The organism is Brevibacterium sp. BDJS002 (assembly GCF_028201555.1).
GTDB classification, from domain to species: domain Bacteria; phylum Actinomycetota; class Actinomycetes; order Actinomycetales; family Brevibacteriaceae; genus Brevibacterium; species Brevibacterium aurantiacum.
In genome coordinates, this window is the sequence record NZ_CP116392.1 from 3607762 (window position 1) to 3621671 (window position 13910).

The 13910-nt window shown below is 64.1% G+C and carries 14 protein-coding genes; 3 read left to right on the top strand and 11 right to left on the bottom strand.

The window, feature by feature from the left end; all coding sequences use genetic code 11:
• Positions 1–16: 16 nt before the first annotated feature.
• Positions 17–856, bottom strand: coding sequence for a helix-turn-helix transcriptional regulator (locus PGC08_RS16775; RefSeq protein WP_271708943.1), 840 nt, complete (start codon positions 854–856; stop codon positions 17–19).
• Between the two features lie 101 nt (positions 857–957).
• On the opposite strand from PGC08_RS16775, the gene PGC08_RS16780 reads away from it, so the two are divergent.
• Positions 958–1959, top strand: a complete 1002-nt coding sequence (locus tag PGC08_RS16780; protein ID WP_271708944.1) for an aldo/keto reductase — start codon at positions 958–960, stop codon at positions 1957–1959.
• A gap of 38 nt (positions 1960–1997) precedes the next feature.
• On the opposite strand, the gene PGC08_RS16785 is transcribed toward PGC08_RS16780, so the two are convergent.
• Positions 1998–2249 carry a PspC domain-containing protein gene (locus PGC08_RS16785; RefSeq protein ID WP_231443005.1) on the bottom strand — a complete coding sequence of 84 codons (252 nt, stop codon included), beginning with the start codon at positions 2247–2249 and terminating at the stop codon, positions 1998–2000.
• A 458-nt stretch (positions 2250–2707) separates the two neighbouring features.
• Here PGC08_RS16785 and PGC08_RS16790 point away from each other — a divergent pair, with 458 nt between their 5' ends.
• The gene (locus PGC08_RS16790) at positions 2708–4006 is read left to right on the top strand and encodes a PH domain-containing protein (protein WP_271708945.1); all 1299 of its coding nucleotides are present in this window, start codon (positions 2708–2710) and stop codon (positions 4004–4006) included.
• Between the two features lie 65 nt (positions 4007–4071).
• Here PGC08_RS16790 and PGC08_RS16795 read toward each other — a convergent pair whose 3' ends face one another.
• The 9 genes from PGC08_RS16795 to PGC08_RS16835 form a co-directional block, all read right to left on the bottom strand.
• Complete coding sequence (locus PGC08_RS16795; protein WP_271708946.1) at positions 4072–5325, bottom strand: FAD-dependent oxidoreductase; 1254 nt, start codon at positions 5323–5325, stop codon at positions 4072–4074.
• 89 nt (positions 5326–5414) lie between these two features.
• Positions 5415–6080, bottom strand: coding sequence for a hypothetical protein (locus PGC08_RS16800; RefSeq protein WP_271708947.1), 666 nt, complete (start codon positions 6078–6080; stop codon positions 5415–5417).
• Between the two features lie 14 nt (positions 6081–6094).
• Positions 6095–7090 carry a hypothetical protein gene (locus PGC08_RS16805; RefSeq protein WP_271708948.1) on the bottom strand — a complete coding sequence of 332 codons (996 nt, stop codon included), beginning with the start codon at positions 7088–7090 and terminating at the stop codon, positions 6095–6097.
• Positions 7091–7188: 98 nt separating this feature from the next.
• Positions 7189–8208, bottom strand: coding sequence for an N-acetylglucosamine kinase (locus tag PGC08_RS16810; protein WP_271708949.1), 1020 nt, complete (start codon positions 8206–8208; stop codon positions 7189–7191).
• Positions 8205–9146: an N-acetylmuramic acid 6-phosphate etherase gene (murQ, locus tag PGC08_RS16815; RefSeq protein ID WP_096146307.1), complete on the bottom strand. Its 942-nt coding sequence runs from the start codon at positions 9144–9146 to the stop codon at positions 8205–8207. Before murQ ends, PGC08_RS16810 begins: the two co-directional genes overlap by 4 nt.
• On the bottom strand, positions 9146–10651 hold the full coding sequence (locus PGC08_RS16820; protein WP_096159786.1) for a sodium:solute symporter: 1506 nt from the start codon (positions 10649–10651) through the stop codon (positions 9146–9148). The genes murQ and PGC08_RS16820 overlap by 1 nt, the downstream gene beginning before the upstream one ends.
• Before the next feature lie 96 nt (positions 10652–10747).
• Positions 10748–10918 carry a hypothetical protein gene (locus PGC08_RS16825; RefSeq protein WP_271708950.1) on the bottom strand — a complete coding sequence of 57 codons (171 nt, stop codon included), beginning with the start codon at positions 10916–10918 and terminating at the stop codon, positions 10748–10750.
• The gene (locus tag PGC08_RS16830; protein ID WP_271708951.1) at positions 10897–11691 is read right to left on the bottom strand and encodes an anhydro-N-acetylmuramic acid kinase; all 795 of its coding nucleotides are present in this window, start codon (positions 11689–11691) and stop codon (positions 10897–10899) included. Before PGC08_RS16830 ends, PGC08_RS16825 begins: the two co-directional genes overlap by 22 nt.
• A 262-nt stretch (positions 11692–11953) precedes the next feature.
• Positions 11954–12676 (bottom strand): GntR family transcriptional regulator, encoded by a 723-nt coding sequence (locus PGC08_RS16835; protein WP_009882508.1) that lies wholly within the window; start codon positions 12674–12676, stop codon positions 11954–11956.
• A 184-nt stretch (positions 12677–12860) separates the two neighbouring features.
• Between PGC08_RS16835 and mgrA the strand changes: the two genes are divergently transcribed.
• Complete coding sequence (gene mgrA / locus PGC08_RS16840) at positions 12861–13868, top strand: L-glyceraldehyde 3-phosphate reductase (protein WP_442868173.1); 1008 nt, start codon at positions 12861–12863, stop codon at positions 13866–13868.
• Positions 13869–13910 lie beyond the last annotated feature (42 nt).

The window sequence follows — 13910 nt, forward strand, 5'->3', positions numbered from 1 at the left end:
GGGGTCTTTGCCTCTCTCAGTCAGATGAGATCTTCTGCGAACCGACGACGCCGAGCAGCTGCAGCTGTTCTGCCGCGTTGGTGCCCTCCATCGGGAAGAACACAAGCAGAGAGATGTCGTCGTCGGGCGTCAGCAGGACTTCGCATCGAAGCTCGAGCAATCCGACCTCCGGGTGGACGAAGACCTTGGTGTCCGAGTGGTGGACTGCCACATCGTGACGCTCCCAGAGCTCCTTGAACTCGTCGCTGACAGCAATGAGATCCTGGACGAATTTCCTCACATGGGCTTCGCCCGATCTGCGGGCGTAGGTGGCCCGCAGATCGCTGACGTGTGCGGCAGAGATGCGGTCCCAATGTTCCGGAGGCATCGCCCGACTGTCGGGGTCGGCGAACCACTCCCAGATGAGATTCCTGCCGCGTCCAGGCTCTCCTGCCAGGCCGTCGAGAAGTATGCGACCCAGAGAGTTCTCCCAGACGATTTCGCCGAGGTCGGTGACGATCACCGCGGGAAGATCCACGAGCCGGTTGGCAACAGCGATGAGACCGGGACGCACGTGACCGTCTGAGCTGCGCGGCGGCACCGGGTGGCCGGCGAGGTGCAGCATGTGGTCGCGCTGATCGCGGTCGCACTGCAGCGCACGAGCCACCGCCGAAACCACTCCGATCGACGGGGTCGATCCCCGCCCTTGTTCGAGGCGAGCGTAGTAGTCGACCGATACTCCAGCGAGCATGGCAACCTCTTCGCGCCGCAGTCCAGGAGTGCGGCGACGATGCGTGTGGCCGGTCCCCACATCTTCTGGCCGCAGCTGCTCCCGTCGACGGCGGATGAAGTCAGCGAACCCAGAACGATCAGTCATCTCCTGATTGTCCATCCGATCGGCCGATGTAACCAGGGACAGTCTGTCCCTGGATCGACAGGGCCTCGTGCCATCGACACCGTCCTGCCAGGCTCGAGGTCATGAGCACATACACAGAGAATCCAACCGTCAACACTCGCCGACTCGGAACGCAGGGACCTCGCGTCACATCTCCCGGACTGGGTGCCATGAGCATGTCCGGAGCCTATGGACCGACACGGTACGAGGAGAGCATCGCCGCCATCCACGCGTATGTGGATGGCGGAGGAACACTCATCGACACCGGAGACTTCTACGGTGCCGGTCACAATGAAATGCTCGTCGGTACCGCACTTCGTGAGCGCAGCCGTGAGGACGTCGTGATCTCACTGAAATTCGGCGCCGTCCTTGCCCCCGACGGTTCGTTCATCGGATTCGACACTCGACCGGACGCGATCCGAAACTCACTGGCCTATTCGCTGAAACGCCTGGGCACGGACCACGTCGACATCTACCGACCGGCCCGGCTCGATCCGAATGTACCCATCGAGGAGACCGTAGGTGCCATCAGTGAACTCGTCGATGCCGGATACGTCCGCCACATCGGGCTCAGCGAGGTCGGGTCTGAGACTATTCGTCGAGCGGCGGCGACAGCACCCATCAGCGACCTGCAGATCGAATACTCGCTGCTGAGCCGCGGCATCGAAGAGAATGGGATTCTGGCTGCATGCCGTGAACTCGGCATCGGAGTCACGGCATACGGAGCTTTGGCCAAGGGTCTGTTTGCAGGTTCCGTGGGAGGGTCTCGCGCAATGTTCCCGCGTTTCCAAGGGAACAACCTGGTCCACAATCAGCGGATCGTCTCAGCCCTCGCGGAACTCGCTGCAGCGCGGGACGTGACGCTTCCTCAGCTGGCGATCGCATGGGTGGCCGCTCAAGGTGAGGACATCGTGCCCGTCGTCGGGTCGAGAACCACTGATCAGGTGGCCGCCACCGTTTCCAGCAACGGCGTGCATCTGAACGCCGATGACCTGGCGGTCATCGACTCAACTCTGGCCGACAGCGAGATCCGGGGCGATCGCTATCCGCCCGAACAGATGATGCTCTTGGACAGCGAACGCTGAGGACACGGCCGGTCAGCCGCACAACGCCAAATGTTCACTTAGCGTTCAAGTCGGCCGCCGAAGGCCTGCTCAAGGGGGATGCTTCCGTCCTGCCAAGGGGTGAGCGCCCAGGCAACCACATATGCGCCGACGCCCAAGACTGGGAGCAGGAACGAGATGAGGATCAAAAGGCGCATCAGCCACACGTTCATTCCGGTGGATTCGGCAAGACCGCCTGCAATACCGCCGAGAACACGGTCGGGTCCGCGACGGAAACCAACTTTGCGAATGGAATCAAATAGTTTTCTCATGCCTTCAACAGTACGCAGAATCTGCTGTCGGCACAGGGGTGCTGACCGTTGGACTGGGATGAGGGAAACCAGAAGGACGCTCATCGGCGGCGCTGGCAGGGAAGGGCCACCTCGGCGACTATCGGCCTGCAATTCTCGCTATATGAGATCGCGATCACAGGTTTTGGGCGCGCCTACTCCGGGGCCACCGGCAAGGGCGGTTACGATTAACGGGTTGTGCAACCAATAGTCCGCATCTGCCATCTCAGCGACGCGGCATGGAGGAGTCCGTTGTGAAGTGGTTGAAAAAGGCCGTCCTCACGCTCGTCGTCATTTTTGTGGCGTTCTATCTGTTCAGTCGGCCAGAAGATTCGGCTGATGCAGTGCGGAACGCTTTCGAAGCAGTGGGCACCGGCGTCGGCTCATTGGTCACTTTCTTCACTTCCCTGTCCGCGTAGCCGCGCAGGAAGCAGCCTGACGTGTTCGGGGCACTGACCGACCCGAGAGTCGAAGATCATCTGATCGCTGAAGAGGGCGAGATCGTCGTCGACGAAGTTCGCCGCCATTTCCTTGCCTTCGTCTCACCCACACTCATCATTCTGCTGGGCCTGGCCGTCGCAGCACTGAGCTTCACAGTCCCGATCGACTTCGCTTCGATCCCGTTGGGAATCGGTGCCGCCATTGTGCTCTTCGGCGTCTACCGTGCACTGTTCGTGCACATGGACCGATTCGTCATCACGAACATGCGAGTGTTCCGCATCCACGGGATCTTCACTCAGCACAAGGCCACGATGCCGATGGCGCGTATCCTCGATATCTCGGTCCATAAGCCCCTGATGGGCCGGATCTTCAGATACGGTCACTTCGTCTTCGAATCTGCTGCACAGGACCAGGGCCTGCGCGACATCCGCTATGTCGGCCGGCCGGATGAACGAGACCTCACCATCCAAACGGTGATTCAGCGCTCCGGACTGCGCTCTGCCATCACATCACTCAATACCAGGGACGAAGACGAAGACGAGGAACTCCTTGATGGTGACGACCTCGTCACGGGCTCCTCGTCCGATATCGACGCCGACCTGGCTATCGATACCGAGGCCGACACGGACTTCGAATCCGAGGAGGAGCTCAGGGCCGAACACCAGCCACGCTTCAGCTCCGGCACGCAGACCGGTCAGTACCCGGCAGTGCGCACCGGAGTCGGCCCGAATGTGGACACCGAAGAGTGGAACACGATGGAGTTCAACACCGGCCACGGCTTCAGCAACTCCGAGGAGTTCAGGATCGGCAGCGCCTCACCGGCTTTGAACGATCCGGTCTCGATGGCCGCCAGCGCGTGGGAGATGCGGTGGCCCGAACGCGACCGGATGCAGACTGCCACCGAACTGATGCGAGCCTATCGCTTCCTCATCGACAGCCTCGATGAGAAGCTGCGCCCACTGGGGCTCACCTACGCACGCTATGAAGCACTGCTTCTCCTGTTCTTCGATCAGAGAGGCGCTCTCCCCCTCGTCGAACTCACCGACCAACTGCAGGTCGACACCAGCTCATCCTTCTCCACAGTGCGGTGGCTGGAGGACAACGATCTGCTCGAAAGGGCGCTGGAGCCCGGCGACGATGGGGAGGTCTTCGCTGAGATCACGCCCAAGGGTCGTGCACTGACCGACAGGGCCAGTCAGATCGTCGCCGATGCCCGATTCGGCTTGGACACGATGTCAGATGCCGAATGCCGTCAGCTCACAAACATGCTGGCCAGGCACCGTCGCATCCGGGGTTGAGGACGGACGCTCGGAGTGCCGCATCGGACGGTGCTCGCAATGCAATCGGCCAGCCGCAGCGAGTGTCAGACTGTCTCCGGTTGCCGACGGGCGAAGTCCGGAGCGTGCTCGGGAGTGATACCCATGCCGAGGATGCGCGCGGGAATCACGGTCAGTGCCGGGAACGTTGTCAGCAGCCAGAGGACCGGCACCGGGGGACGGATGACTCCGCCGTTGTGGACGACCGGCTCGATCATCCGATGGATGCCGCCCTGCAGCAGCTCGACCGCCTTCGTCGTCAGCAGTCGTCTGCGCTGCACACGCCTGAGCTCACTGGTGGGCACGCGTCCCGACCGCAGCGCCTCCGCCAAGAGGCGGGCGGTGGCCACACCGTCTTGAACGGCCAGGTTGACGCCGACTCCGCCCAACGGGCTCATCGCATGGGCCGCATCGCCGATGCACAGCAGTCCATCGATGAACCAGCGTCTGGCTTCGTTGCGCCTGACATCGAGGAGCTTCACATCCTCAAGCCGAAGCGTTGCGACATCGCCTGCCAGCACGGGGAAGGTCTCTGCGACCGCGCGGCGTAGAGACTCGATCCCCTGCTCACGGAAGCGAGCGTCCTCTCCCTTCGGGATGAGATGGGCCATCTGGACGTGGCCGTCGCGCGGAATCGCGACGAACACATTGCCGCCCTTGGCGCGAGGTGCAATGGATTCGGCCAGCTGTGCCCGGGTGTCGATTCGGAACCACCATACGTCGATCGTCGACCGCAGCTCCCGCATCGACAGCTGTGCCTCGCCCCGAGCCTTCGACCAGCGACCGTCAGCAGCGACGACGAGTGGCGCCCGCAGCTCGGTCTCACCGTCGGGAGTCTGTACATGAACGCCGACGACTCGGTCGTCGTCCCAGATCAGCGAGGTCATTTCGACACCCATGCGCAGATCGAACCCGGGTTCGTCCTCCCCTGCTTCGGCCAGCAGATTGAGGAAGTCCCACTGAGGTGCGATGGTCATGAACGGATGCGCAGTGTTGAGCCTGGACAGGTCGCCGAGGATGTAGTCCCGACCGTCGTCACCGGCGAGACTGATGTTGGTCACCTTACGGTGAGTGATGCGAGCGAATTCGTTGTAGAGTCCCAGCTCGTCCAGAAGCCGCAGGGTTGAGGGGTGGATGGTGTCGCCGCGGAAATCGCGGAAGAAGTCGGTGTGCTTCTCCAGCACCACAACCTTGACGCCACCGCGGGCCAGGAGCAGTCCGGCGACGATTCCGGCGGGCCCTCCTCCGGAGATGATGCAGTCGAAGTCGGCATCGAGTCGGTCGTGCGCAGCGTCTGTCATGACACGCTCCTCAGCATTGTGGTCCTCAGCATTGCGGGCACGGAATCGATGCTAGACCATGAGGAGACCGATTGACATGGGGCGGCGACTCACACCCTCCTGCGTCCCACCCCGGAGACCTTCTCAGTGACATCGAAGCGCTCACGGTAGCGACCGGTGAGCAGACGCCACTGCGAATGCAGCGCGGTCGAGGAGTTGAACACGAGCAGGGTCAGCGGGTACAGCACCCACTGCAGCCACATGGTCACCCGACGCATCTGTGGAACGTGGACTGGCCGGGGCGGCAGCAGCGAGTTGAAGACGATGACTGAGGCGATGAGACCGACCATGCCGATCTGCTGGACCAGGCCGACCGTCATCGGCATCCGCTCGATGAGGTCCGTGACCTCGCCTGTCTGCGTTGCCACAGCAAAGGGAATCCATCCGCCGACAGCGATGATCACAGAGATCGAGGCCAGGCTGACGTGACCTTCGATGAGTGAGAGGAAGCGGAGGAAACCGGGCCAGAAGGGTGTTCGAGCAGTCCCGGAGAAGACCCTCACTCCCACATAGGGCACATCGCTGGCACCGTATGACCAGCGGCTGAGCTGCTTGAACTGAGCCACCATCGTGTCCGTGAAACCACCGGCCAGGACAGCATCCTGATAGATCGGAACGTGGATGGGTACGACACGGTAGTCACCGTCGAAGTGGAACCAGCTCCTCCAGTACTGGTGACCGTCTTCGACGATCGTCCTCGTCGACCAGAACCCCATGTCGATCAGTGCGGTCAGGGGCTGAGAGTGGGAGGCGAAGTTGCGCAGCGAGAGGGGGCGGACCGTGGTCGTGAGATTCCAGAAGCAGTTCGCGCTCGCGACGACCCGAGACGGCGCGGGCGCTCCCAGATGTTCGTGAGGTAGAGGCTGATGGGTTGGAACGAAAGGTGGGCGCGATCGGGCGCCAGCACATACTCGTAGGCGACATAGTCGAAATACGCCTCGTGAGGCGTGTTGTCGCAGTCGAGGCTGGTCACGAGAACCGACTCGGGAAAGATCCCGTTCGCCTCCACCCATTGGGCCAGCCGCTGACCGGCGTAGGTGATGTTCGCGCCCTTTCCCGCAATCTCTCCCGGGATTCCGGCTGGATGCTCGACGAGGACGAAGGCCGCAAATCCGTCGCCGTACTCGGCCGCCAGGCGACGTGCCGTCTCAGCCATCTGTGGTCCGCCGCGTTCCTCATAGGCGAAGAAGACGACGATCTTCGACGGCGAGGTCGTGGTGTGCAGGAGGGAGCGGATTCCGTCGGCGACCACATCGTAGGGCTCGTTGTAGGCAGCGACGACGACGGCATGGAGCAGGGACGAGGGGCGCAGCACTGCACCGGGGCTCTCGCGCACTCGGGCAATCGTCGCGGCATGCTCCTTCGCCTGGAAACCGGACCAGGGATAGGGGCGAGCGGGCAGTCCGTCCAGCGCCCGTTCGACATCGAGCAGCCTGGCACCCCAGTCCACCCGGGAGCTGCGGCGATAGCGCACAAATCCTCGTGAGACGTCGACGGCTCCTCGCATCGCTCGAATCAGGGTGAGACCGACGACGATGAAGACGTAGATCGCCCCGGAAGTCGCGTCGATGAACGGCAGGACGAACACCAACCCGATGGCGGAGAAACTCACGATCGCCGGCAGTGCTTCGAAGCACCTGTATGCCCTCGTGCGCGGCCCCGTGGGAAGTTCGAGCTCATCGGCAGGACGTTGGACTGCGGAAGTCAGTTCACGAATCGTTCTCACACTGATGATCCTGTGTGAGGATCCTGACCGCTTGTTGGTCCGCAGATGCAGGCCAGGTGAATACTGGACATGCATTTGCCGTCGCCGGCGCGACTAACTCAGACCCACAGCACTCCCGGCTGCGGCCGCAATCGCCTCTGCCCCACCAGATTCGCCAAGGTCAGCGCCCCGCTGAGCGGATCGCCGGCGGGTTCGACAACGGCCGCCCCTGGCCTCAGGCGCAGAGCCTCAGCACGAAACGCCTCGACGAGAGACTCACCTGCCCGGCGCAGACCACCGCTGAGCGTGACTCGGGATGCGGCGTCGACTCCTTGGCCTCCGGCTGCGATCGCACTGCGCGCGGCCTCGCGTCCAGCCTCGGCCAACAGTGCGCTGGCCACGGGATCACCCGCACCGGCGCGGCCAGCCACGTCGACGGCGAACTCGGCGAGGAGTCCTGCTCGATCGCTGCGCGTGTAGAACTGTGCAGGCCACGTGCCCGGTTCGCCGAATCTCTGTCGTGCCGCCTCAAGCAGACCGGCGCCTCGATCATCGACTCCGTCGTGGCACTTCAGCGCTGCCTCGAGTGCCTGTCTGCCCACCCAGGCACCGCCCCCGCGGTCACCGAAGAGATGCCCCCAACCGTCGACTCTCCTCCACTTCGGCAACAGCATTCCCTGCGGGTCGGGCCCGGGATGGGCGATGGCGATTGCTCCCGTGCCCAGGACCGTCACCGCTCCCCCACAACCCGGTAGGGCGCCGAGGTGGGCCGTCAACGCATCGATCGCCACCGCCGCTTCTGCTTTCGCCTCCACCACCAGTGATCGCGCAAGCTCCCCGACGTCGGCGCTCAGTGAGGCGATGCCGGTGGCACCGATGCCGACTCCGCGGATCGACTCGACATGGTCCGGCCATGCTTCCTTGGCCGCGACGACGAGCCGCCGGATCTGCTGTGGGGCGTTGCTGCCCTCGGCTCCGATGGAGACCCCGGGGCCGGTAAGGACCCCCAGCGGCTCGGCCGCGACACCGTCGGCCGTGGCGCCGTCAGCAGTCGTGCTCGCAGCATTCGCGTCGAAGGGTGCGATCGCGACGCGACTGCCGGTGCCACCGATGTCGATGCCGAGGACGAAACCGCTCATGAGGTCTCGCGTCCCGATTCAGCAGACACTGCCGCAATCGCAGCCTTGACTGAGCCGTCGGAGTCCGCGAGATGCTTCGCCGCGGCCTGGGGCGTCACCGAGGTGAAGGAGACGACCAACGCCGTTTTGAGTTCGCCGTCGCAGTCCTCCAGCAGCTCACGGGCAGCAGCATCAGACAGGTCGGCTGCTTCGCAGAGGATCCGCACGGTCCGTTCCCGCAGTTTGTCATTCGTGGCGACCACGGAGACCATGAGGTTTCGCCAGGTGCGACCCAGCGCGATCATCAGCGCCGTCGAGAACCCATTGAGCGTCAGCTTCTGCGCCGTTCCGGCCTTGAGCCGGGTCGAACCCGTCACCACTTCGGGTCCGGTGTCGAGCAGAATATGGTCAGCAGCCGCCTCGGCGACGGGGGCAGCGGGGTTGTTCGAGATGAGCACGGTGTGCGCGCCCACCTCACCGGCGGCTTCCAATGCCCCGCGAACATAGGGTGTCGAACCGCTCGCGGCGATTCCGATCGCCACGTCGTCGGGACCGAGCTTTCCCGCAGCTCTGCGACCGTCGCCGGTGGAGTCCTCGGCGTTCTCCACCGCGTTGACCAGCGCCGCCTGGCCACCGGCGATGTGCCCGACCACGCGCCCAGGTTCGAGGTTGAATGTCGGCAGAAGTTCGCTGGCGTCGAGTACTCCCAACCGGCCCGAGGTGCCGGCACCGAAGTAGTGGACGGTACCGCCTCGGCGCATTCGCTCGGCCGCGATGTCGACGAGTTCTGCCAGCTGCGGCAGGGCCGCCCGCACCGCGGCCAGGACGGCGTGGTCCTCATCATTCATCACCTGCAGGACACCCAGGGTGTCGAGGTCGTCGAGTCCCGCGCTGCGGGGGTTGCGCTGTTCGGTCGGCGACAGCGGGCCCGGGGACGGTGGCTGCTGGGACTGGGTCATCAGCGGTTGCTGCCTTCCACCTCGGCGACGGTGCTGCGGGTCTGAGCCTTGGGGTGGCGCAGGGACAGGAGCCCGCCGATCACGACCATGACGATGACGCCGAGGAGCGGGTACCACTGCCAGGCGACCCACACCTCGCCGGTGATGTACTTCTCCATGACGAAGAAGAAGGCGTTGACCGCGACTGCCAGGGCGAAGGTGATGTTCGCGTCCACAGCGGTGGCGCGCTTGTTGACCATGCCGAACACGAACGCCCCGAGCAGCCCGCCGTAGGTGATGCCCGCGACGCCCAAGGCCAGGATGACGATGTTGCCCTCATCGGATTGGAAGACGGTGGCGGGGAGGATGAAGGCGATGCCCCAGCCGATCGTCGCCCAGCGCCCGACCTTGAAGCCCTCGGCGTCGGTCATCGGCGTCTTCTTCAACCGTGCATAGACGTCGTTGACCGTCGAGGAGGACAGTGCGGACAGAGACGAGGACAGGGTCGACATGGCCGCAGCGAGGATGCCGGCCAGCAGCAGACCCGAGACGCCGGGTGGCAGACCCTCGATGATGAAGAGCGGGAAGATCTCGTCGTCACGGCTCAGACCCAGATCGGCCGGCAGCGCGTGATCGTAGTAGGCCCACAGCGCCAGGCCGACCGCGAGGAAGATCGCGAACTGGACGAAGACGACGACGCCGGAGACGATGAGCGCCTTCTGCGCCTCGATCTTCGAGCGGCAGGACAGGAGACGCTGGACGATGAGCTGGTCGGAGCCGTGGGAGGCCATGGCGAAGACCGCGCCGCCGAGCAGCGAGGGGATGAACGAGTCGGGAGCCGAGATCGGATTGCCTTCGAAGATGAACATGTTCAGCTTGTCGGCCGACGCCGCCTCGCTCAACCAGCCACCGCCGAGGGCAGCGGTGATGACGATGATCGCCAGCAGACCGCCCACGACGTAGAGGCACATCTGAGCCACATCGACCCAGACCACGGCCTTGATGCCCCCGATGAAGGTGTAGGCGATCGTGACGAGTGAGAGGACGACGATGATGACGAAGTAGTTCGTGTGGATGCCCAGGCCGTCGAGGATGACTTTGACCGGGATGGCGGCGGCCAGCACGCGGATGCCGTCTGCCAGCAGGCGCGTGAACAGGAAGGTCACACCCGCGGTTGTCTGGGTCGAGGTGCCGAAGCGTTTGCCCAGGTAGGCGTACGCGGTGAGCATCTCACCGTCGTAGTAGCGCGGGAGCATGAAGAAGGCGACGACGACTCGGCCGAGGATGTAGCCCAGGCCCAGCTGCAGGTAGTTGATGTCGCCGAGGTAGCTCATGACCGGAATGCCGATCACGGTCAGGGCGCTGGTCTCCGTGGCGACCACGGACAGACACACCGCCCACCACGGGATGTTCCGACCACCCAGGAAGTAGCCTTGGAGGTCCTTCTGCTTTCCACTGAGCTTCAGGCCCAACCACGCCGTGGCGACGAGGTAGGCGATGATCACCAGAAGGTCGATGATCTGCATGGTGTTTCTCCTTCGTACAAGGGGTGTGCGTTTCTTCGCGAGGCCTGCATCGGTGCAGGGCCTCATCAGTTCAGTGGTCTCATCGGTCCGCCGGTCTCATCGGTCCAGGATTCTCAGGCGTGTGGGTCTGGCTTCCAGAGGCTCGGGCAGGTTCAGCGGGCCGCGTCCCGGACTCAGCCGTCCGGCGATGCTCGAATGCGCGGCACCGGTGAGGTTCGGCTCGGTGCCTGCGAGTCCGTTCCAGCTCAGCCATCCGAGCAGCGCCATAAGGAGGGCTTCTTTGGCACCTTCGGGCAGCCGAAGGCCTGATCCGTGCTGGTCAGGGTGATGCCGGGGCCGAGTTCCGAGGCCATTCGTCCCAGCAGCGTCGGGTTCCGGGTGCCCCCGCCGGAGGCGATGACCGTGGTGACGCCGTGTGCGTGGCAGGCATCGGCGACCGTGCGCGCGGTCAGCGCCGTGACCGTCGCGATGGCATCATGCTCGCCGAGGTGGGTCCTGGGTCCGAGGAATCCGTCGAGGTAGTCCGCGTGGAAGAGTTCCTTGCCGGTCGACTTCGGTGCCGGAAGTTGGTAATACGGGTCCGCCAGCAGCTCGGTAAGCAGCTCCTCATCGACCCGGCCCCGTGCGGCCAGCTCCCCATCACGGTCGAAGCCCGCCTCCCCCTTGGTGATCCTGCGCGCCAGGATGTCGATGAGGGCGTTGGCCGGACCGGTGTCGAAGGCCAGCGGATCGCGCTCGGGCGCGAGGACCGTGATGTTGGCGATGCCGCCGAGGTTGAGGACCGCAGTCGGAGCCTCGACGTCACCGACAAGAAGGCTGTCAAGGATTCCGACGAGAGGGGCGCCCTGCCCACCGGCGGCAACGTCGCGGGCACGGACGTCGGAGAGTACGGGAGCTCCGGTCGCCTCGGCGATCCATGCCGGTTGCCCGATCTGCAGTGTGGAGGTGACGGCGCCGTCGGTGATGTCGTGGCGCACGGTCTGCCCGTGGGAGACCACGAGCTCGGCCTCGACTCCGGTTTCGGTGCAGAGGTCGCGCACCGTCTGGGCGCAGAAGCGGCCCAAACGGCATCGACGCCAGAGACCAAGGACAGGGGGACGTCGGCAGGCTCGAGCAGACGCAGAATGTCGAGGCGCAGCTGCTGGTCGAATTCGACCTCTCGGCTGGCAATGATGCGGACACCAAGTTCGGAGAGACCAGCCGCCTGGCGGACACTCAGCTCGTCACCGTCATCGTGGATGAAATCAGCGAGGACGACGTCGAGGGCATCGGCGGACGTTCCTGTCATCAGGCCGGCGATGATCATGGGCGGCCTCCTCCGTGGGTGTCGGGCAGGGTGAGTTCGCTGCGGATCTTGTAGCGATCTCCGCGATAGACCGAGCGAACGAATTCGAAGGGCACGCCGTCGGCTCCTCGGGAGGTGCGTTCGAAGAGCAGTGCCGTTGACTGTTCGGGAACTCCGAGGATCTTCGCCTCGCCCGCGTCGAGGAGGGTCGGTTCGATCGTCTGCACACTGTGGTTGAGAGAGATGGAGAAGCGCGAGGCCAGCAGTTCGTAGAACGAACTGTTCTCCAGGTCCGCAGGCTTCAGACCGGGGACGAGGGCGGCGGGGATGTGCAGTTCCTCAAGTGCGAGTGGTTCGTCATCGGCCAGGCGCAGACGCAGAATTGCGATGACCTCGGCATCATCGTCGATGTGGAGCCTGCGCCCGATGTGGGCGCCGGCCTTGGTCACGTCGAAGGAGACCACGCGCGACCCCGGGCGCATACCGCGGGCGACCATGTCTTCTGTGAAGGAGCTCGCTGCCAGTGGCTGGTCGAGTTTCGGGCCGAGGGCGAAGACGCCTGCGCCATGGCGACGGCGGACGACGCCCTTGGAGACCAGTTCGTCGATGGCGCGGCGCAGGGTCATCCGCGAGATGCCCAGTGCTTCGGCGAGCTGGCGTTCGGGCGGGAACTGCTCGCCGGCGGCCATCGTCTCAAGGCGGTCGAGGAGCTGATCCCGAATCGAGTGGAATTTGGTCACGTGACTATTGAGGCATAGGACACACCTGGAAATCAAGACCACTGGTCTGACTTTCACGATTTGAGGACAGATGAGAGGGCATCAGCCGTGTCCGCGGGTACGACTAAGCTGAGGGTCAGCACTCGAGTCTTTTCCCGCCGCAGGAGGCACCGTGTATCAAGCAGCCGATGACCGCTACGAATCGATGAGCTATCGCCCGGTCGGTCGCTCCGGACTCGTCCTCCCCGCTCTGTCGTTGGGGCTGTGGCACAACTTCGGCGATGATGTTGCCTTCCAGAATCAGCGTGACATCGTGCGCCGGGCCTTCGACTTAGGCATCACCCACTTCGACCTCGCGAACAACTACGGTCCACCTCCCGGCTCGGCCGAGACCAACTTCGGGCGACTGCTGCGCGAAGATCTCCATCCCTACCGCGACGAGCTCATCATCTCGACCAAGGCCGGGTGGGCGATGCATCCCGGCCCTTACGGCGGACCGGGCGGCAGCCGCAAATACCTGTTGGCCAGTCTCGACGCCTCGCTGAAGCGGCTCGGCCTCGACTATGTCGACATCTTCTACTCTCACCGCCCCGATGCCTCGACTCCCCTCGAGGAGACCATCGGCGCCCTCGACACCGCGGTGCGTTCGGGCCGTGCCCTCTACGCCGGCATCTCCTCATATTCGGCCGCCGGCACAGCCCGCGCCTCGGCGCTGGCGAAGGAGCTGGGCACTCCGCTGCTCATCCACCAACCCTCGTATTCGATGTTCAACCGGTGGATCGAATCCGATGGCCTCCTCGATACGACCGATTCCGAGGGGCTGGGGGTCATCGCGTTCTCCCCACTCGCACAGGGTCTGCTCACCGACAAATACCTCGGCGGAGTTCCCGAAGAGTCACGGGCAGGAAAGTCCACTCCTTCGTTCAAGGATGGCTTCCTCTCCGAGGACAACCTCGAGCGCATTCGCGGGCTGAATGATCTCGCCGAAGCTCGCGGTCAGTCACTGGCACAGATGGCGCTGAGCTGGGCGCTGCGCGATGATCGTGTGTCCTCTCTTGTCATCGGTTCCAGCCGGGTCGCCCAGCTCGAACACAATGTCGCGGCGCTGAATTCGGAACCATTCAGCGCCGAGGAACTGGCCGCCATCGATACGTTCGCCGTCGATTCCGGCGTCGACATCTGGGGAGATGCCCGCCGCAGCACTCAGGAGTGAAACTCGACGAGAGCCGAGCACGGGGCGAGAAACGCCTGCAGT

Excerpts from the sequence above, each read along its gene's own strand:
- PGC08_RS16775 (WP_271708943.1), bottom strand. The coding sequence starts at position 856 with ATGACTGATCGTTCTGGGTTCGCTGACTTCATCCGCCGTCGACGGGAG.
- PGC08_RS16780 (WP_271708944.1), top strand. The coding sequence starts at position 958 with ATGAGCACATACACAGAGAATCCAACCGTCAACACTCGCCGACTCGGA.
- PGC08_RS16785 (WP_231443005.1), bottom strand. The coding sequence starts at position 2,249 with ATGAGAAAACTATTTGATTCCATTCGCAAAGTTGGTTTCCGTCGCGGA.
- PGC08_RS16795 (WP_271708946.1), bottom strand. The coding sequence starts at position 5,325 with ATGACAGACGCTGCGCACGACCGACTCGATGCCGACTTCGACTGCATC.
- PGC08_RS16800 (WP_271708947.1), bottom strand. The coding sequence starts at position 6,080 with ATGGGGTTCTGGTCGACGAGGACGATCGTCGAAGACGGTCACCAGTAC.
- PGC08_RS16810 (WP_271708949.1), bottom strand. The coding sequence starts at position 8,208 with ATGAGCGGTTTCGTCCTCGGCATCGACATCGGTGGCACCGGCAGTCGC.
- murQ (WP_096146307.1), bottom strand. The coding sequence starts at position 9,146 with ATGACCCAGTCCCAGCAGCCACCGTCCCCGGGCCCGCTGTCGCCGACC.
- PGC08_RS16820 (WP_096159786.1), bottom strand. The coding sequence starts at position 10,651 with ATGCAGATCATCGACCTTCTGGTGATCATCGCCTACCTCGTCGCCACG.
- PGC08_RS16825 (WP_271708950.1), bottom strand. The coding sequence starts at position 10,918 with ATGGCGCTGCTCGGATGGCTGAGCTGGAACGGACTCGCAGGCACCGAG.
- mgrA (WP_442868173.1), top strand. The coding sequence starts at position 12,861 with ATGAGCTATCGCCCGGTCGGTCGCTCCGGACTCGTCCTCCCCGCTCTG.